The organism is Collinsella aerofaciens ATCC 25986, from assembly GCF_964259375.1.
GTDB lineage: Bacteria > Actinomycetota > Coriobacteriia > Coriobacteriales > Coriobacteriaceae > Collinsella > Collinsella aerofaciens_BO.
In genome coordinates this window covers 174512-195035 of the sequence record NZ_CAXVJM010000001.1, presented here as the reverse complement: position 1 = coordinate 195035, position 20524 = coordinate 174512, and the positions used below count along the sequence as shown (strand labels likewise).

Annotated in this window: 14 protein-coding genes; 8 read left to right on the top strand and 6 right to left on the bottom strand. The window is 55.6% G+C overall.

Annotation, left to right across the window (positions count from 1 at the left end; translation table 11 throughout):
* The first annotated feature begins 160 nt into the window (after positions 1–160).
* On the top strand, positions 161–2650 hold the full coding sequence (locus ACEXKH_RS00835) for a phosphatidylinositol-specific phospholipase C (protein ID WP_373572715.1): 2490 nt from the start codon (positions 161–163) through the stop codon (positions 2648–2650).
* Between the two features lie 95 nt (positions 2651–2745).
* Here ACEXKH_RS00835 and ACEXKH_RS00830 read toward each other — a convergent pair whose 3' ends face one another.
* Positions 2746–3015, bottom strand: coding sequence for a hypothetical protein (locus ACEXKH_RS00830; RefSeq protein WP_022095134.1), 270 nt, complete (start codon positions 3013–3015; stop codon positions 2746–2748).
* Between the two features lie 203 nt (positions 3016–3218).
* Between ACEXKH_RS00830 and ACEXKH_RS00825 the strand changes: the two genes are divergently transcribed.
* The 5 genes from ACEXKH_RS00825 to ACEXKH_RS00805 all read left to right on the top strand — a co-directional run bounded on the left by ACEXKH_RS00825 (position 3219) and on the right by ACEXKH_RS00805 (position 11666).
* Positions 3219–4232, top strand: coding sequence for a PDDEXK nuclease domain-containing protein (locus ACEXKH_RS00825; protein ID WP_373572714.1), 1014 nt, complete (start codon positions 3219–3221; stop codon positions 4230–4232).
* 63 nt (positions 4233–4295) lie between these two features.
* Complete coding sequence (locus tag ACEXKH_RS00820) at positions 4296–5084, top strand: ADP-ribosylglycohydrolase family protein (RefSeq protein WP_373572713.1); 789 nt, start codon at positions 4296–4298, stop codon at positions 5082–5084.
* A 765-nt stretch (positions 5085–5849) separates the two neighbouring features.
* Complete coding sequence (locus tag ACEXKH_RS00815; protein ID WP_373572712.1) at positions 5850–8939, top strand: type I restriction endonuclease subunit R; 3090 nt, start codon at positions 5850–5852, stop codon at positions 8937–8939.
* 14 nt (positions 8940–8953) lie between these two features.
* Positions 8954–10477 (top strand): type I restriction-modification system subunit M, encoded by a 1524-nt coding sequence (locus ACEXKH_RS00810; protein WP_373572711.1) that lies wholly within the window; start codon positions 8954–8956, stop codon positions 10475–10477.
* Positions 10467–11666 (top strand): restriction endonuclease subunit S, encoded by a 1200-nt coding sequence (locus tag ACEXKH_RS00805; protein WP_373572741.1) that lies wholly within the window; start codon positions 10467–10469, stop codon positions 11664–11666. The genes ACEXKH_RS00810 and ACEXKH_RS00805 overlap by 11 nt, the downstream gene beginning before the upstream one ends.
* Here the strand turns inward: ACEXKH_RS00805 and ACEXKH_RS00800 are convergent.
* From ACEXKH_RS00800 to ACEXKH_RS00790, 3 genes are all read right to left on the bottom strand, one after another.
* A complete protein-coding gene (locus ACEXKH_RS00800) occupies positions 11638–12171 on the bottom strand; it encodes a restriction endonuclease subunit S (protein WP_373572710.1) in 534 nt (177 codons plus the stop codon). The two genes, ACEXKH_RS00805 and ACEXKH_RS00800, sit on opposite strands and share 29 nt — an antisense overlap.
* On the bottom strand, positions 12168–13727 hold the full coding sequence (gene xerA / locus ACEXKH_RS09660) for a site-specific tyrosine recombinase/integron integrase (protein ID WP_445012649.1): 1560 nt from the start codon (positions 13725–13727) through the stop codon (positions 12168–12170). Before xerA ends, ACEXKH_RS00800 begins: the two co-directional genes overlap by 4 nt.
* Positions 13728–13935: 208 nt before the next feature.
* Positions 13936–15273 carry a hypothetical protein gene (locus ACEXKH_RS00790; RefSeq protein WP_373572709.1) on the bottom strand — a complete coding sequence of 446 codons (1338 nt, stop codon included), beginning with the start codon at positions 15271–15273 and terminating at the stop codon, positions 13936–13938.
* 253 nt (positions 15274–15526) lie between these two features.
* Between ACEXKH_RS00790 and ACEXKH_RS00785 the strand changes: the two genes are divergently transcribed.
* Positions 15527–16708, top strand: a complete 1182-nt coding sequence (locus ACEXKH_RS00785) for a cation diffusion facilitator family transporter (protein WP_217750896.1) — start codon at positions 15527–15529, stop codon at positions 16706–16708.
* 110 nt (positions 16709–16818) lie between these two features.
* Here ACEXKH_RS00785 and ACEXKH_RS00780 read toward each other — a convergent pair whose 3' ends face one another.
* Positions 16819–17775 (bottom strand): hypothetical protein, encoded by a 957-nt coding sequence (locus tag ACEXKH_RS00780; protein ID WP_373572708.1) that lies wholly within the window; start codon positions 17773–17775, stop codon positions 16819–16821.
* Between the two features lie 138 nt (positions 17776–17913).
* On the opposite strand from ACEXKH_RS00780, the gene ACEXKH_RS00775 reads away from it, so the two are divergent.
* Entirely contained in the window at positions 17914–18150 is a 237-nt protein-coding gene (locus ACEXKH_RS00775) for a hypothetical protein (protein WP_035137347.1), read from the top strand.
* A gap of 292 nt (positions 18151–18442) precedes the next feature.
* Here ACEXKH_RS00775 and ACEXKH_RS00770 read toward each other — a convergent pair whose 3' ends face one another.
* Positions 18443–20476 (bottom strand): zinc ribbon domain-containing protein, encoded by a 2034-nt coding sequence (locus ACEXKH_RS00770; protein ID WP_373572707.1) that lies wholly within the window; start codon positions 20474–20476, stop codon positions 18443–18445.
* Between the last annotated feature and the right edge of the window lie 48 nt (positions 20477–20524).

The following is a 20524-nucleotide window of genomic DNA, read 5'->3' as shown; positions in this document are numbered from 1 at the left end:
CACTCCAAATGTGGCAACAGTACGAAAACGGCAAGCACCCCAACACGTCCACCCGCCGATTTATAGCGCCGCGCACACAATTTAAGCCGGCGCCTTTAAACATCTGGGCAGTATAGTGACCCAAACGAGTGCATAACCGCACCCTGCGAATGGAGGAGTTATGACCGAACACCACGCCATCAGTCGCCGAGCGTTTACGTTGGGCCTAGGACTTGCGGCGTTGTCGCCGCTTGCAAGCCTGCCCGAAACCGCGACGCTGGGTATTCCCCTGCGAGCGGCATTTGCAGAAGACACGCCCACACCGGCGGCCAACCTCGACAAGTTCGTCATTCGCCTTCGCCCCGCGGGCTATTTTCGCACCGCGAGCGTCAACGAAGACGGCAACGTCATCGGCAACGTCTGCCACCTGTTTAATGACGGCACGTCCAGCAAGCTCATCCTTGAGCACGTAGCGACCGATACAGGAAATACAAATTGGTATGCCATCCGCACTCTGCTCAATTTCGAAGAGCACAAGAAGACAGGCTACAGCATTTGGTCGGTCGATGGCGACTCGGACAAAGATGGAAAGGTCATCCATGTATGGAGTGGCGAGCATGACGGCAAGGCCAGTCGCTCTTTTGCGTTCGAGCGTCAACCAAACGGTACCTATATCATCCGAGACCGCACGGTCGAGAAAGAAACCGAGAAAAAAGACATTAAGTACCTGGCCATAGAAAAGGACGGCAAAGACCAGGACAACAATAAGATCTGCCATAAGAGTAAGAGCATTCCGTGGGAGCTCGAGCTTGTCGGTTACGACAAGGGCGAGATCAATACCACGGTTAGAAGTATCGACTGGATCACGTATAGCAGCTACGTCGACGGACCATGCTGGATGAAATACGTCGACGGCAACAAATACCTCGACGAGCTGAGCATCCCGGGCACGCATGATTCAAGCACCTGCAGCGTCGACAACGACACCGAGCCCCAAACCTCGCTTGCAAAGTGCCAGCAGGATTACATCCCCACGCAGCTGCTCGAAGGCATTCGCTATTTTGATATCCGACTTGGAAAGAACAACGAGAACGGCGACCCCGGCATCGACCATGGAATATGCTACCTGCTCAAAAAAGACGGGGGCTTTATACATCTCTCCGATGTCATCGGTTACTTCAAAACATTTTTGAACGAAAACCCGTCAGAAGCGCTCATCATGCTGGTGTCACGAGGCAACGACGAAGCCACCGACGACAGTGTTACGACGGCTTTCGCCAATGTTATGGACAATAACTCCGATCTGTTCTATACGTCGAGCCATGTCCCCACACTGAACGAGGTGCGCGGAAAGATCGTCTTGTTGCGTCGATTTAAACTCGCCGGCGACAGTGTAGACGGCCACACGTGGGGCCTCGACCTCACCGAATGGGACGACAAAATCAAGGCGCATTCCGGAAAGTCCATGTGCCTCGTGAAATACGAGCAAGGCTTTGAGGCTGCGGGCAATACGGGCGACAAAGAGCCCTATAGCACAGCGGTATATGCCCAAGACCATTACAACTGCACGGGGTCCAGTAAAATCGACTGGGTCGATATGGCCCTGAAGGCGGCGGCCGAGTTCAAGCGCGGCACCGTAGATATCACTGCCGCGGACGGGACAACGGTGCAGACAACGGAGCGCTGCTGGTTTATCAACTACACGAGCTGCACGCAAAACAACCCTTTTACCGCGGCGCGAGTGGTCGACGAGCACCTGTACAAGAGCTCGTATATAAACAATACCGGAGTTGAGGGCACAAAAGAGGACTGCCGTAAGCACATTGGCATCATTGCGTCCGACTTTGTTGATGCGGCACTGGCCCGAAGCATCTACCAGCGCAATTACGATACGCAGCACAAGCAGACAGCTTCGTGCTACCTCCCAGCCCGCATGCATATGACATATGGCGACTCGCTGAGCGACGCCTCGCTCCAGGACGGCAAGACCGTTGGCGAGGGTCATTTCCGCCTCGTCGACAGCAGCAGCGTGCTCAACGTGGCGGCTTCGGGCCATGCGTTTGTCATCGAATATGTGGATGTCGACGCCTTGGGCAGCGAGACTGTTACGGAGCTGCGGGGCTCCGTGCCCATCGATATCGACCCACGCGCGCTGACACCCCACTTTGAGGGGCTCGAAGGCCTTAAGGCCGGTGAGGATGTGCGCGCCAAGGTCACGGCGCCGCTCGACGGCAAGCTCGAAAACGATGCCTGCACAGCCCAACTCGAGTTTATGCACGATGCAAACGGCGCTCCGGGCACGACAGTGGCCGAGGGTGAGGCATTTGCCGCGGGGACGTATTGGGTACGTGCGAAAGGCCTGTTGGGCGACGCGGCGCAAAACTACACGCTTGCCACCGACGGAGCCGCAAGCTTTACTGTGACGACTTCGGGCAACGCGGGCGACACCGGCAACGGTACCGGCGGCGGCAACGGCAACGATGCCAACACGGACAGCGCCGACAAGAACGGCAAGGGCAACAAGGGCAAGGGCTCGGGCGGAAAACTCGCCGACACGGGCGACGGCTCCGGCATTGCCGCCGGGCTAGCTGCCGCCGCCGTAGCGACGACGGTCGCCGGCGCAGCAATGCTTGCCAGTCACCGCGAAAACGCTGGGGACGACAGCGAATAGACAAGCCTGCCTTTTTAGACGCATCGACTCAATCGGAGGCGCAGGACACCGTTCTGTGCCCCCGATTTTTATCTTGGCCCGAACGCCGCCATGGGCTACATCACCATGTTCAGCGCGTTAACAAACTCCTGGGCCTTCGCACGACTGCTCAGACTAAAGACGCAAGCGGTTAACAGTCGATTGCGCAGAAAAACATCGCGGCCTTTGATTCTATTGACCCCCGTGATGTCCTTAAGATAGACAATCTCGGTGTGCTTGCCGCCGAAAGTGCCCTTCTTGAGCACCTCAATACGGTTGGGGTAGATCTTAACGTCTTTAAACCTACCCGAACCTTTGTCCTGGAACAGCAAGGTGTTGTTGTCCACACGCGTCACCCCCATGGGGTTCGTTAAAACTGTCTCTATGGCTACATTTTAGTCACCGCAAGGCCCCATGCGAAGGCGCCAGACAGCACAGCAATTCGTGTCCGCGCGAGGCTTTAAACTAAATGCAATAAAGATGCATTCCTTAAGAGGAAAGTCGGGCGATATTAATGGGTGAACTGGTAAACCGCGGGGAATCGGCAATCGTGCCAGAAGATTTTTACAAGCAGGTTTCCTCGATTCTCAACGCTGCTCGCAACAAGGCATATGCCGCCGTTAACTTTGCGATGGTTGAGGCATATTGGGAGATCGGCAAGAGCATTGTTGAGGAACAAGGCGGAGAAGAGCGCGCCAGGTATGGAGAGGCGCTGCTTAAAGGACTCGCGACCAGGCTTACCACAGATTTCGGCAAAGGCTTTGACACTTCAAACCTCCGCTACATGCGGCAGTTTTATTTAGCATTCCCAATTCGTGACGCACTGCGTCACGAATTGAACTGGACACATTATCGCAGGCTATCTCGCATTCCCGACCCCGAAGCTCGCATTTGGTACATGAACGAATGCGCCGACTCTCGCTGGAGCACGCGTCAGCTCGAGCGCCAAATCAACACCATGTTCCGCGAGCGTCTACTTACCAGCAAGGACACAGAGACCGTCGCTCAGGAAATCCAAAAGAGCGCCCCGGCTCGTCGCCCCGAGGATATCATCCGCGACCCATATGTGCTGGAATTTTTAGGCTTCTCGGACGATGCTGCGTTTCGCGAGAGCGATCTAGAGCAGGCGCTCATCACGCATCTTCAGAAGTTCCTGCTGGAGCTTGGCCGTGGTTTCGCTTTCGAGGCGCGCCAAAAGCGCATCACCTTTGATGGGCGCCATTTCTATATTGACCTTGTGTTTTACAACTATCTAATGCGCTGCTTCGTGCTCATCGACCTTAAGACCGATGACCTTACGCATCAGGACCTGGGCCAGATGCAAATGTATGTGAACTACTACACGCGTGAGCTCATGAACGAAGGCGACAATCCGCCTATAGGCATCGTGCTCTGCGCGGACAAAAGCGACTCGATTGTCGAGTACACGCTGCCCGAAGACAACGACCAAGTGTTTGCCGCCAAATACCTGCCGTACCTTCCAAGCAAGGAAGAGCTGGCGCGCGAGCTGAGTGCCGAGTATCGCGCCATCAACGAAGCGACTAATGGCGAAGCGCAAGTGTAGTAGCACGTTACGACCGATACCCCCGACGGCGTTCCACTTCCCCTGGCATAAGAGGAGCATTCCATGACAGGCAGACCGAAAACAACGCTACGCGACTGCATTTACGGACTCGCCGTCGGCGACGCACTGGGCGTTCCCTACGAGTTCAGGCCTCGTGGCACGTTCGAATGCACCGACATGATCGGCTACGGCACACATGGGCAGCCCGCCGGCACCTGGAGCGACGACACATCTATGACGCTTGCTACCTGCGACTCGATTAGGGAGCTCGGGCATATCGACGCCTCAGACATGCGCGACAAGTTCGTAGGTTGGATTGCCCGTGGCGAGTATACGATCGACGGCGTTTTCGATTACGGCGGCACGACCGCCCGCGCCTTGCATGCCGGCAAAGGAGGCTCCGGCGAACGCGACAACGGTAACGGTTCGCTCATGCGCATCGCGCCCCTGGCGTTTGTCAACGCGACTGACGACGAGATCTGCGAGGTCTCCGCGATAACGCACGCCCACAGAACGTCGACCGATGCATGCGTCATATTTGTCGAGCTGATGAGAGACGTGCTGAACGGCGCACTCCCCTCGTGGGCACTGCGGCTGAAAGGCGTACCTGAGCAGGAAATCAGGTCAGGTGGCTTCGTGCGCGACACGCTTAAGGCCGCTACCTGGTGCTTCGTCAACACCAACAGTTACGAAGATTGCGTGCTTGCCGCCGTCAATCTGGGCGACGACACCGACACCACCGCAGCCGTCGCAGGCGCCCTCGCCGGCACGGCATGCGGCATCGATGCAATTCCGCAAGAGTGGATCGACACCCTGCGCGGCAAAGAGCTGATTGAACGGTGTTTGTTTTAGGACACGTCTTCAACGAAGACAACGTCAGTCAACGCAAATGACTAAGGGACCGCATAAATGATGATTACAGAATGCACCGTCATGGGTCCGTTCATCACAGAGCAAAGTACCGTGGGGCCGTACACCGTGTTGGTATTCGAATCCCCGCTGCCGCAGAAAAGGGCCGGTTGCAGCCGACCCTTTAGACATTAGCACCTGCGTTGCCCGCGCTTCCAAAGTTGACCGACTGAGGAGCGGGTTCCGCGGTACACCCTGATTTTACCCAGTGAAGCGGCTCTTTTGCAGTCGCTCCGCCTTTTATTTACATCCACCGCCACAAGCGGATGCCGCGCGAACGAGAGCAAAGAAACAACGCCGGCGCGGCCAACAGAACAGACAATCCATGCGACCAAAGAAATAGAAAAGCGCCCGCGGCCTCGGTTCTTCACCCAGGTCTAGGCGCTTTTCTTGGCACCATCGCACCACATCCGCCATCGCCTCCGGCCCGACACTCATTAAAATGCAAGCGGGAAACGACCTCAAGATCACCAACAACAGCTTCAAGCAAGCGCTTGGGCAACTGTCACAACACGAGCGCCCATAAATAGAAGCCTATTTAAATAAGTCAGAAAGCCTTGCCACCAATTGTCATTCGGGCACGATCAGCCAATAGGCCAAATGGCAACTAACGGGTGTCAGATATACCAATATACGCAAGATTAACTGCTAGAATGCAATGGTGGACAGGCTCACCAACGTCGTGGAAGCATAAGGTAAGGAGTGCGCATGATTGCTGTCGATTACAGCTCCTCAACGTCATTTAATGAGGATGCTTTCGAACAAGGCATCATTGACCACTTGCAAACGAGTCTGGGATACGAGCACCTCTATGGACCTGATGTCGCTCGTTCCTCCGACGCGTTTGACGACGCCTTCCTACCTGACGTCATTGGACCCGCTCTTGAGAGCATTAACCCCACGCTCAATCGGCGAGCGATTGATGCCTCAATTACCAAACTAAAGGAAATCGAGGGCAGCGACCTCATCGCCAAGAACAGCATCTTTATGGACATGCTCCAGAACGGTGTGGAGACAAGCTGGTTTGACGGCAAAGAAGAGCATACGGACATCGTGCGCTTGGTCGATTACGACAATCCCGAAAAGAACTGCTTCCACGTTGTTAACCAGTGGACCTACATCGAGTGTGGCACCAACAAACGTCCAGATGTCATCGTATTCGTCAACGGGCTTCCGCTCGTTCTCTTTGAATTAAAGTCACCCGCTCGAGCCGACGCTGACAGCGAAGATGCCTACCAACAGATTCAAAACTACAAACGACAGATTCCGTCGCTTTTCGTGTACAACGCCTTCTGCGTCATCAGCGACATGCTTCACACCAAGGTCGGCACGATCACTGCAAACGAGTCGCGCTTCGTGGAGTGGAAGAGCGTCGACGGAAGCTACGAAGCCACCCAGTACGCCGATTGGAAAACCCCTCTGAACGGCATGTTCCCCAAGGAGCGGTTCATCGACATCCTGAAGAACTTCATTCTGTTCTCCGAGGACGCGAAAATCCTCGCGGGATACCATCAGTACTTCGCGGTGAACAAAGCACTCGAGAGCGTGCATGAGGCCATCGGCGGCGACGGCAAGGGCGGCGTCTTCTGGCACACGCAGGGCTCGGGCAAGTCGCTTTCGATGGTTTTCCTTGCCCATCTGCTCGAAGAGAAACTCGACAGCCCGACCATCGTGGTAATTACCGACCGCAACGACCTCGACTCGCAACTGTTCGCGCAGTTCTCCAGATGCTCAGATTTCCTGCGCCAGACGCCCGTTCAGGCGCAGAGCCGCGCCGATCTTGCACAGCAGATCTCGAGCCGCCGCGCCAACGGCATCATTTTCACCACTATGCAGAAATTCGAGGAGGAGGCCATCGCCCTCTCCGAGCGCAAGAACGTCGTCGTGATGGTGGATGAAGCGCACCGCGGGCAGTACGGGTTCGAGGAGAAATACGACCGTGACGGCAAGAAGCACACGGGCACCGCGTTGCTCATCCGCCGCGCCCTTCCGAATGCGACTTTCATCGGCTTTACCGGCACCCCTATTTCTGCCGAAGATCGATCGACTCGCGAGGTTTTCGGCGATTATATTGACGTCTACGACATGACTCAGGCAGTAGAGGACGACGCAACTCGACCCGTGTTCTACGAGAGCCGCGTCGTCGCACTCAAACTGGATCAGAGCATCCTTGCAAAAGTTGACGATGAGTACGAAAAGCTCACCGAGCAGGCTAACGCCGAAACCATTGACGCAAGCAAGCGTAACTTTGCAAATCTGGACGCCGTTCTAGGTGCACCCGAAGTCATCGATGCCCTATGTCAGGACATCATAGAGCACTATGAGACCAACCGTGCGCACGAACTCACCGGCAAGGCAATGATCGTTGCGTATTCGCGCCCCGCTGCCATGGCTATATATCAACGTATATGCGAGCTGCGACCCTCTTGGAAGGACGAGGGCAAGCTCGGCGTTGTCATGACCATGGGCAATCAGGACCCCGAGTGGTGGTTCGACGTCGTAGGTAATAAGGCCCATGTGAAGGAGATGGCAAAGCGCTTTAAGGATGACGCCGACCCGCTCAAAATCGTAATCGTCGTAGACATGTGGCTCACCGGTTTTGACGTGCCGAGCCTTGCCACTATGTATGTGTATAAACCCATGCGCGGGTATAACCTGATGCAGGCAATCGCACGCGTAAACCGAGTGTATAAAGACAAGATTGGTGGATTGGTTGTTGACTACGTAGGCATAGCTAACGCCCTTAAACGCGCCATGAAGGACTACACCAAGCGCGACCAAAAGAAATACGGCGACATGGATATCGGGAAAACCGCCTATCCAAAGTTCTTGGAAAAGCTAGCGGTCTGTCGCGACAAAATGTTTGGTTACGATTATTCGGAATTCATGAGCACCGAGTCTGCCGCACGTCGAAGCGAACTCATAACGGGTGGAGTAAATCATATCCTTGCACCCGGCGACGAAGATACCACCCGCGACTTTGTTGAGCAGGCAGGAGTCATGCTCAAAGCCTATGGACTCGCCAAAAGTCGCGCAACAGACATGCAGCGCATCGAGGCTGGCTATTTCCAGGTTGTTCGAGAGCTTATCCTTCAGCTCACCGAGCAGGGCGGCGCCCGCAGCAAAAACGGAGGCAAACTTACCCTTAAGCAGGTAAATGACCGCATCAATGCGCTACTCGAACAGAACATCGTCCATACCGACGGCGTAATAGACCTGTTTAAGGTGGAAGACGAAACGGTTTCGATTTTTGATCCCAAGTTTCTGTCGAGCCTCTCGCGTATGAAAGAGAGAAACCTGGCTTACGAGCTGTTGAAAAAACTCATCGACGACCAGATCAAGGGCTACCGCAGAAAGAGCATAACGCAGGCAAAAAAGTACTCGGAACTCATGCAAAGCATGGTAAATGGCTATCTCAACGGGCAGCTCACAAACGCTGAGGTATTCGAAGAAATGCTCAAGATGGCGAAAGAGATGCTTTCCGAAAACCAAAAGGCAAAGGCGCTTGGGCTTAGCGAAGAGGAGTTTGCGTTTTACGAGGCGCTAACACAACCGCAGGCAGTCGCCGACTACTATCGCGAAAGGAATGACGAGTTGGTCGCCATCACGCAAGAGCTCGCTGCGAAGATGCGCGAAATGCGCACGGTCGATTGGCAGAAGAAACAAAGTGCACGCGCTGCTATGCGCGTTGCAATCAAGCGTCTGCTCAAACATCATAAGTATCCGCCAGAGGGCATGGAGTCGGCACTGGCCACCGTGATGGATCAGTGCGAACTCTGGGCCGACAATGCAGCATAGGGAGTTAAAACAGCATGGCTAAAAGCAAGGCTAAGGACACCAAGAAGAACACGGCCGATGTTGGCTTTGAGGACCAACTGTGGAACGCCGCAGACGTGCTGCGCGGCAACTTGGACGCTGCTGAGTACAAAAACGTCGTATTAGGCCTCATTTTCCTGAAGTACCTCTCGGACCGTTTCGACGAACGCTATCTAGAGCTCGTCGCAGAGGGTTACGGCGACGAGGAAGATCGTGACTGCTACATGGAGCAGAATGTCTTCTTCGTTCCCGAAGAAGCGCGTTGGGCGAACATCTCACAGGCGGCGCATACGCCCGAAATTGGCCAGATCATTGACAATGCCATGCGCGCCATCGAGCGCGAGAACGACAAGCTCAAAGACGTGCTGCCCAAGAACTTCGCTCGTCCCGAACTAGATAAGCGACGCTTAGGCGACGTCGTAGACTTATTCACAAACGTACAAATGACCGATAACGAGAGCGAGAAAGACCTGTTAGGGCGCGCATACGAATATTGCCTGCAGAAATTCGCATCAATGGAGGGCAAAAACGCCGGCGAGTTCTATACGCCGTCGTGCATCGTGCGCACGCTGGTTGAAATCCTCCAGCCTTTCCACGGTCGTGTGTACGACCCCTGCTGCGGCAGCGGAGGCATGTTCGTGCAGTCCGCCGCCTTCGTCGAACACCATGGCGGCAACGTAGTACAGGACATCACCATCTTTGGCCAGGAGAGCAACCCTACCACGTGGAAGCTCGCAAAGATGAACCTCGGTATTCGCGGCATCGAGGCCGATTTGGGCAACTATGCAGACACCTTCAGCGCCGACCAGCACAAGAATGAAAAGTTTGACTATGTGTTGGCAAACCCACCCTTCAACCTCAAGAACTGGGGCGGCGAAGCGCTGCAGGAAGACGTACGTTGGAAGTACGGCATGCCGCCCACGGGCAACGCCAACTTCGCTTGGATGCAGCATATGATTTGGCATCTTAACGGCACGGGCAAGATTGGCCTCGTATTGGCAAACGGGTCGCTTTCGAGCCAGACGAGCGGCGAGGGCGATATTCGACGCGCTATCGTAGAGGACGATTTGGTCGAGGGCATTGTAGCCATGCCGGGGCAGCTGTTCTACAGCACCCAAATTCCCGTGTGTCTGTGGATCCTGAACAAGAAGAAGGCTCAGTCCGGCAAGACGCTATTCATCGATGCCCGCGAAATGGGCACCATGGTCTCTCGCAAACTACGCGAGTTTACCGAAGAGGACATCAACAAAGTTGCATCCGCATTCGACTCCTTCCGCAAGGGCGAGTTCGAGCCCGTGAAGGGGTTCAGCGCCATAGCGGATTTGGATGAAATCGCCAAGCAAGATTTCATCCTGACGCCCGGTCGCTACGTAGGCATTGCCGAGGTCGAAGACGACGGTGAGCCGTTTGATGAGAAGATGGCACGCCTGACTAGCGAGATTGCAAAGTGCTTTGAAGAGTCCAACCGCTTGCAGGAGCAAATCAAGGAGAACTTGGAGGCGATTGGCTATGGGATGTAGGGCATCTTATGTCCCACTGGGCGAAATAGCTAAGTTTGAGTCGGGCGGAACCCCGAGCAAAAAGAACAAAAGATACTGGGATGGTTCTATACCCTGGATTAGCGCAAAGACGCTTGTGGGAGATACGGTCTATGAGAGCGACCTTGCAATTACTAAGGAAGGCCTTGAGGCTGGTAGCAAATTAGCGCCAAAGGGCTCACTGTTGCTTTTAACGAGAGGTAGCGGGCTGTTTAAACGAATACCACTTGCTATCGCCGGAAAGGAAGTCGCATTTAATCAAGATATAAAGTGCGTCAACTCAGCCGCTAAAGGCATATCAAATAGGTATCTTTTTTATGCACTCACATCGCTGGAGCCTTCCATTTCCGCAATGCTGGAGACAACGGGCATTGGTGCTGGGAAACTAGCGACCGATAGGCTTAAAGCGCTGCCGGTCCCCGTTCTTGACGAAGCCGCCAGAGATAAAGTGACCCATTTTGCTGACTGCATCTATCGCAAGATACATCTCAACACTAAGCTAAATGGCTATTTAGAAGAGCTGGCCGCGCTTGAGTTCTCTAGACGATTTGGCGAGATTGAATCGTCTATTGATCTCGGTAAGGTTCTCTCGATTTCAACAAAAACATTGAAACCGCAAAACTGTCACGGAGAAATTTGGGAGCATTACAGCATTCCCGCTTATGATGCAAACCGTCGGCCTGTTTTTGAGTTGGCCGACGATATCAAAAGCAACAAATATGTTATTGATGCCAATTGCATCTTAATTTCCAAGCTTAACCCTAGTATCAGGAGAATTTGGATGCCTGCCTGCTCAAGCAAGCGGGCTGTGTGTTCAACGGAATTCATTGTTTACAAGCCAAAGAACCCCGTCCATATAGCTTTCTACTATGCCGCAATTGGCGCACCAGCTTTTAGAGACTTCCTTCTTGCGCATGTCACCGGTTCAACGGGTAGTCGCCAAAGGGCGCAGCCTAAAGCAACGCTAACATATCCGATTCCCAACCCTGGTTTGGAAGCCGTCGAAGATTTCTGTGCGTTTGCAAACCCGCTATATGAGCAGATAAAAGTCAATGAACGCAATTCGAAGCAACTCGAGGAGCTTCGCGACGCCCTTCTCCCCAAACTCATGACGGGCGAGATCGATGTCTCAAAGCTCGACCTCAAGCACCTAAATAGCCATTTAGCTTAGTGTTGAGGGTAATCTTGGCTTGAATCGAATCGATAAATGCCGCAACCTTATTCTGGACGTCGATCGGCGGAAGATTGACGTCCAGGTTCTCTAGCATTCTCTTGGTCAGAGCATTTCGTGTCGCGCCAGAGGACGCGAGCTTTAGAAGGATACCCTTGTTCGCCTGCAACCAAGCGAGGAGGAACAGGTTGTTAGCTTTGTCATTTGCCCGAATAATAGCCACATGTTGATTTACCCTGGCAGGCAAGAATTCTGATGGAACGATACAAGCACGCGCCACAGAATCGCCAGTAATATTAAGAAGCACGTCGCCATGTTTGACCTCAACGCTCGAAAGAGCCTCCGCCTGGTCATCGTCGATGAACGCAAGACCGCTAGAGCTAAAGCTCCAATCGAAAACGTTCTGGCTCCTTATGATGGCCGTACCAGAATCCTTGTATGAGTCCTTGCCGCCGCGGGGCGTAGCGCCGCTACCGATTTTGCTGCAAATATCCCCAAGCTTCATTCCAAATACTTCCTATGCGAAGCCTTCACATTGCTCTGATTAACCATGGCGTAGTACATGGTTGTGTCTATTTTCGCATGGCCCAACAGCTTTTGCACCTGCTCTATGGGCATTCCCTTGTCGATAGCATGAGTGGCAAGCGTACGGCGAAACTTATGCGGATGAACGCGGTTGATACCGGCGCTTCTGCCTAGGTCACGTAAACGAAGTTCTATGCTCCCCACCGTAATACGTCGAGCTGAGGAATCGAGCGCGACAAATAATGCAGGACTCTTGTCAGCACGGCTCGAAAGATATTCCGTAAGATGAAGCTTAGCGCGCGCATCGAAGTAAACGGGGCGCTGCTTATTTCCCTTTCCCATTACAAGGCATTCGCGCTCGTGCAGATTGACATCCCTCCTGTCGAGTCGCACAAGTTCGCCAATACGCATGCCCGTCGAAGCGAGTAGATCAACGATAGCAAGATCTCGCTTGGACTCACAGGCGTCTCGCAATACCTCCAGTTCCTCATCGCTAAGCACCTCTTTGGTTACCTGAGCTGTTTTGACGCGACGAATGCGCCTTACAGGACTTTTCACAATGTAATCCTCATCTTCAAGCCATGAAAAGAAGCTCGACATGATACGACGTATATTATCGATTGTGACCTTACTAGAACCGCGATTCACCTCGTAATCATTGAGATAGCGGCGCAAGTCGTCACTCTCAACCTGGGTGTAGGGCTTAGCAAGCGCTGTGTTCATATGTCGTAAGGTTGCCTCATAGTATGCAATGGTTTTAGGAGAGCATCCCTCGACCTCTTTAGCGGTGAGAAAGAGCGCAAGTAGATCTTGTCCTGGCTCCGCCTGTTTCGGTCCAAGTGCCCGTCTAAGCGTAATAGTTAGATGCTTGAGCTGATGTGGGTCAAGAAGGCTCTGCATTTCCGAAAGCACGGCATTGATAACGGTTTCCACGCTGCTCCTTTCGTCGAGTACGATAGCCACAGTGTGGACGGCGCGTTGTGCATAGTGAAGTAAATGGCTATTTAGCTGCTTGAGATCGACCTTCGAGACGTCGATTTCTCCTGACATTAATTTAGGGAGGAGATTGTCACGAAGAGCGGCAAGACGATGGTTCTCTTTACTTGAGCTTGATGCTTGGCTAAGCGCTGATTCAATAAAATCAACGGTTGCTCCACTTGGATTACTCGCAACTTTATAAGTGAGCATCTGCTTTTTGTCCCCTCTTGGCATCTTTGTGCCCTTTGCGCCCTTCATGACGTAATCGAAGAAAGCATCGCTGCGCATGCATGAATAGAGGTAACCGGACTGCTCCGGCTGCTTGGCTCTAAACACTAGGACATCACCCGAGCAGGTTCCAGTTCGGTCTGCATACCAAATTTTTTTAAAGTATGGGCGAATGTTCGAAACCAGAATGTCCCCGGCCTTGTAGACCGTAACTTTTCCGGTTTGGGGCAGGGACGACGGTGCCTGCCTACCCTTCTTGCCAGGGAGCAGAGACTCTGTTGAAACGTAGGTATCAAAGTCAGCCTCATTGTAATCGGCTTTTTCTTTCACTAAATCGCATAGCGAGGAAAGCTCGACAGCGAGGCCTTTTTCGTGATTGGCAACCGCTTCGCACTGTTCTTCTAAATAGCCATTTAGCTAAGTCTCTACGGCAGCTCGGACGCCATGTCTCGCCGCACAAAAACGGGGCAGCTCGCGCTTCTGCGAACTGCCCCGCACCCCTAGCTATCGCGTCATAAGACTAACCAGCACCACTCCCCTACTTCCCAAATAGCGCGCCCAGCAGGCCGCGGCGTTTGGGCTTTTCCTCTCGGTAGGAGCCCTCGACTGCGGCTGCCACCTGGCGCGGTTGCTCGCCGCCTCCGCGGCGGACGATCTGGTATAGGAACGGCGATTTGACGTATTTGACCTCGATGGGCGTGGCGTGCACGGTGCTTTCACTCGACAGCATCACACTTGGATTGAGCGGCGCCACGATATGCGTCTCGCGCTTGTCGCTAAACACCACCGCGGCTGCGCGGCCCGTCTGACCGTTCACGGCAATTCGCACCTGCTCGCCATCACGATCATCCGACGCCGGGCGATCGACAAAGTAGACCGGCACCATCACCAGACCGTCCTTATGCTTGCGAGCCTTGCGCGCCCACGTGCGGATGCTCTTTTTATTGAGCCCCAGGGTCGCCTCGGCATCGTTGCCCGCAACGTCGAGCGCCAGCTTGTCAATGACCACCTGGTCCTTGGTGGACGCATCGACGGAGACGACGCGGAAGTCGCCTTCCTGCATGGCAGGATCGAACGGCCCCACCTTGGCAAAGTCCCACGGCTCCAAAATGCCCATAAGGCGAACGTCCAGGTAGTTGGCCCTGGGGTATGCCCAATCGAGCACCTCGTAGTACACCAGGGTCTCTTTGCTCAGGCCCTTGCCCGGGAAGGACGCCATCATACGCAGGTCCGCCAGCGCCATGGGGAAATAGAAGAGCATCATGTCGTTTTGAATCGCATCTTCTACATCGTGTCCGGCAAACGCGTCCGGATACTGGCGCACCAGTTGCAGCGCGTTGGCACGCGCCTGCTGTGGGGAAATCTCACACGGAATGCCCTGCTCTGGCACATACTCGGCACCCACGCCCATGGTCAGGCGCTTGCTAAACGTGCCGGGTTTGAGCAAGTCGGCCACACCAATCTTGTTGCCGCACGACGGGCATTCAAATACACGCTGGGTGGACTCGCCCTCAAAGGACGCGCCGCAGAAGGGGCAGGGAATGCTCACGTGTGTGGCCTCTTGGAACTCCTGCGCGGTACCGCGGTCCTCCCACAGCAGATGCTCAAGAACCGACTGATTGCGCCAGTGCGAATTGAAGAAATACCAGTCCGGGTCCTCCGGGCGCTCGAGCTGCGAGACATGCGTGAGCTTGAGCAGCCCGTCCACCACCGTTAGCGGCGTATGGCGAATGCCCAGGGCGCTCTTGGGCTCCCCCGCATCGGCCTCCCACGGAATGACTGTTCCGCAATAGGCACACTCAAAGCTGCGCTTTGCCTGGTGCGAGTACATAGGACCGCCGCAGTTTTGGCATTTAATGGCAAACATCTCGTCCATGGAAACGTCCTCCTTTGCACAGGGACTGTCGACATTAAGTATGTCGAGCAAACAGACGCATGCCCATACCCATGTGGCCCAAAATTGGACGCTAGGACAAACGTTTAGGGGCGGCAGCGAAAATCCGCCGGCAGCCCGCCCCACGTCACTCGTTAGCGCAGGTAGACCATTACTGCATTTTCTGAACATTGGCACGCAATGCGACCGCTCGAGCTACACTATCCCCTTAACCATGATTGTGAGGAAGACCGTTATGCTATTTGTAAATCAGCTGGTACATACGCTTGTTCCCGGCAGCGAAAGCGAGCCGGTCGATACCTCCTGCCGCACCAATGCTGGTTTTGCCGCAAGCCTCATCTGCATCGGCCTCAACATCACCCTGTGCCTGGCCAAGGGCATCGCGGGCTTGCTCGCCGGTTCCGTGTCGCTTGTCGCCGACGCCTTCAACAACCTCTCCGATGCCTCGAGCAACATCGTGAGCCTGCTCGGGTTCCGGCTTGCCAGTCGCCCGGCCGATGAAGGTCACCCTTATGGCCATGGTCGCTACGAATACCTCGCCGGCCTGTTTGTCGCCGTCCTCGTTTGCGCCGTCGGCATCAACCTGGTGCTCGAATCCATCACCAAAATCATCAAGCCCTCTCCCACCGCCTACACGTTCATTTCCGTTGCGGCGCTGGTCGCGTCCATGCTCGTCAAGTTCTGGATGGCCGCGTTCAACCGCGCGCTGGGCGACCGTATTGATTCCGAGACGCTCATCGCCACGGCGCAGGATTCCAAAAACGATGTCATCACCTCGGGCTCGGTCTTGGCGGCGGCGCTCATCTCACAGACAACCGGCTTCGACCTCGACGGCTGGGCCGGCCTGGGCGTGGGCATTTTTATCTGCGTCAGTGGCATGGGCCTGGTGCGCGATGCCATCAGCCCGCTGCTGGGACAGGCTCCCGACCCCAAGCTGGTGCAGGAGATTCGCGACAAAATCATGTCCTATCCGCAAGTGCTAGGCACCCACGACCTCATGGTGCACGACTACGGCCCCGGTCGCCAGTTTGCCAGCGCACACGTGGAGATGCCCGGCGAGAGCGATGCGTTTGAGCACCACGAGATTCTGGACACCATCGAGCACGATATCAAGCATCAAATGGGCATCGATATTACGCTGCACTGCGACCCCATCGCGACAACCGGCGACGACCTGCGCGGCTGGGTCAAGCGCGGCATCATGCAGATCGACCCCGCACTTTCCATCCACGACCTGCACGAGCACGACGGCTTCGTCTCGTTTGACCTGGTGCGCCCCGACGGTTTTGACATATCCGACGAGGAGCTGCTGGAACTCGTCACGCGCATCGTGCACGAGCGCCGGCCCGACGCCTCGTGCGTCGTCACGTTTGACTCGGGTTTTAGCTCGCCCGAGCGCCCGGCCGAGCAACTGTAATCGACGGCAAAACGGGACGCAGGACCGCCGACCAGCGCGCACATGCGCCCGGTCACGCGACACTGCGTCCCGTTTTTGTTTGCACCGCTAAGGCTCTAGCAGCTCAGCCGCTAGTTCCCCTGTGCGCCCGAAATGCCGTTTTGCAGCGCGTTCCAGGCATCCGTCGCCATGTCGCCCAGGTTCTGCGCGGTGTCGCCGAGGTTTTGGGCCGTATCGCCCAGCTCTTGGGCCTTGTCTCCCAGCTCCTGGGCCTTGTTGCTCAGGTCTTCCAGCGTATTAGAGCTCGAACTGTCCGTACCGCTCTGATCGCCGGACACATTGCCCGACGAACTGTCCTTGCGCGTAAGCTGAACCTCCAGGTTACCGTTGTCGTTATAGTAGGCAGACGTTACGACCCAATTGGCATCGACAACGGGCGTCGAGCCATCCTCGGTCAGAATCACGGCGTTCGAAAGATCGGCCCCGCGCGACTTGAGGAGCTTCTTGGCGTTGGACCAGTACTGACCCGGGATATCGCTCAGGTCGACAGTGCCGGACTGGGTAGTCTCGGTCTGCTCGGCTGTGGTATCAGTCGTGGCGCTCCGCTTGTTGAGCATGCCCGACACGATGGCGAACACAACCGACAGGGCAAAGAAGACCGCCAGCACGATGAGGATCTTCTTGATTACGCCCGACGAACGCGAAGGCTTCTTCTCCTCGTCCTCGCCATACTGGGGGATGGACTTGGGATACTCACGATACGGCTCGCGCGCATATCGGTCGCGCGACTCGTAGCGCGGTTGTGCCGTGCGCGGCATATATGTCGTCTGCTGAGGTTGCGGAATGGGATTTTGCAGCAGGTCATCATAAGGGTCTGCCGCCGCGTTGCCGTAGGGGCTCTGCGACGAGGCGCCATACGGGTCCTGCGCTGCGTTTCCGTAATTCACAACGCGCGTGGGATCGGCCGACGCCTGCGTCGTATCGGGAGCAGCGTAGCCGGGATTCGGCACGACGCGGGTCTCATCGGCGCCATTGCCCGTCCGCGGGGAGTCGTAGCCACCCATTACGGTCGTCTTGTCCTGGTCCATGCAACGATTCCTTTCCGTCGCCCGTAAGCATCAAGTTATCCATGCATTCTACCCGCGCAAAAGCCTATGATGGGCAAAGCCCGCCGGTATCTACAAGACATGCGCGGCCGACGGTCATAAGCGAATCGAGGATACGTCATGGCAAAAAGCAAGCTCATCAAAGACACAACGCGCGCCGAGCGCGAGGAGATCATTAAGCTGGCACTCGCGGGCTGCGGCAACGGCAGCTGCGATAACTGCGGAAGCTGCAGCTTGGGAGCCGGCGACCCGTACGGCACCTACCAGCCCTACATTGACGGCGAGATGGAAATCGCCGATATCAACATGATGGTCGCCGAGCGCAACGCCAAACTCTTCGGCCTCCAGCGCGGCTAATGATCTCTTCTTGGGCTGTGCGCCAAAAAATGCGCCCATCTACTACGTTTAACCCAAGGGTGCCAACCATAGCCATATTTGTGTTAACAAAACCGCAGGTAAACGTCTTGCCGCATTGTTAAAAAACGCTCCATGGTCGGTCCAACCCTGGCAAACGTAGTAGATGGGCGCTTTTCGTGGCGCGGCTGGCCCAGATAGCTTATTTCGGAGCCAATTGGGATCAAAAAGCCCCCGGTGGCGCTGCGTTTTGCTTCACCGGGGGACTTTGTAATTCGCTTCTTGCGGCTTTACTCTACTCGTTGGGTACGTACGTGGCCCTAGCCCGCTCGGGCGTTACGTCCTGGCCGCTGGAATAGCTCGAGTCGAAGGCGTGCGCAACCAAGTCGTGGGTATCCCATGCCATGCAGTCAAACTCGCCAGTATCGAGGACAACGATATAGCCCTTGCCGTCGTAGTAGAAATGATCCTCGGTGTAGTTATCGTCATCGTCGATGTTGTCCTCAGACACGGAGTCTATATCCGGCTTTGCCGTCCTAATTGCCTGCTTTGCCTCACTCTTGAGCGTGTCAAACGAAAGCCCGTGCTGCGCAAGCGAATCCTCGAGCGAAACCTGCTCACCCGTCTTGAGGTTGTAGTACGCCGACCTTGTCACTCGCTCCGATCGATACGGAGGTTGATAGCTATCGGTGTAGGTTCGCACGCAGGCAATATCGCCGTCAATCGAGACGATCTCGGCGGTATACATCATGGTCACGCGACTGTCCTCGTCGTCCATCGAGGCCTGTTTGCTCGCGTCGAGCGTATCCGCGACGAGCTGGACCATATCCTTGTTAAACTTGGCGACGCCCACGCCCTGCCCCTTCACCTGGGGATAGGTCCACGTAGCCGTGATCTGGCACGTGTCATCGGGGGACGGGTCCAGCGGGCCTTCGCCAACCGCGGCCGTAAAGTCGACATCCTGCGTGGCAGAGACGGCCTCGTAGCTCACCTGCGTATCGTCGCCGGCGTCCTTCGACTTCAGCTGCTCCAGCGTCGTGGCCACCGTTGCGATGGTGCCGGCTACGCTCTCTTCGGTGCTGGTAAGCACGGCGCTCAGCTCGGACACTTCATTGGTGCCGGCAATCTTCGAATCGCTTATCGGCACCGGACCGGCAACGGCGCTGAACGCCTTACCATCGTAGGCATCGAATTCGCACTCATAGCCATCACGAGATTCGTCCATCCCGACTGGAACCTCTTTGACGTTGATCTTCTCCCCGTCATGCAAATATCGCCTGAACCCATAGGTGCCATCGTAATCGTATACACGGAGCGAAACGCCAACGCACATAACGTCAACCCAGATATCGGGCTCATATACTTTCTCAATTTTGCCGTCGCGGTATGCCCAAACCTCGGCCTTAGCGGCGGTGGCGCCATTGCTGTTTTCGAGCGGCTCGTCAGAATACTCAATCAAGAGCTCATCCTGACCATCGCCATCAAAGTCTATAAGCTTGGCGTAGGCAACTCCCTGGGCTCCATATGTGTATTCATCAATCGCGACGGCCTCGCCCTCGCCGTACTTCTTTTGGTACTCGAGGATCTTGTCGGTGAACAGCTCGTTTGCCGTCTTGACCGCTGCTTTGGCAGAGGCCTTGGCCTCCTTCTTGGACTGCGTGAGCTCGACGTTCTTGGGGGCGTCGGAACCTTCCTTGGTATAGTCGACCTTCATGGTGGTCGTGCTCTTCTTTTTGCCCTTGCCCGAGGTGATGGTCATCTGGTACTTCTGGTCGGGCAGCTCGCCAAAGTCTTCCATGGCAAAGCCGTCCTCGCCATCGACCTTAATGGTGTAGCTCTTGCCCTTGCCATTCGCGGGCGCCAGCTCGACGGTATAGCTCTTGAGCTTTTTACCCTTGCTGTTCTTGGGTAGCACTTTAGTCTCGCACGCGCAGACAACGTAGCCCTTGCCGCCCGAAGTCACCTCGGACGACGAGCCGATGCGCGGCACGATCACGATAGCGGCGACAATGGCGACAACGGCAACACCGCCGAAAACGGCAGCGACGATACGGCCCCTGTGCTTGGGCTTCTTGGGCTGCGGCGTCGGAACAAACGGCTGAGAGGGCTCGACCGGCTCGGCCATAGGTTCCTCATAACGAGACTGCGCCTCCATATGAGTCGAGGCACCCTGAGGGGCGTGCTGCCCCGCAGGAGCGGTCGCCGGCGCATCCCCTACCGGAAATGCCACAGGCTCCGCCTGGTCCTCAACTCCGTCCACGCGTGCTCCGCAGCTCGTGCAAAACGTGGAGCCATCGGGTATTTGAGCTCCGCACTTGGTGCAATACATCGCATCTCCCGTCTCTCGTCGCAGCCGCAATGCGCCCGCGCAGTTCTT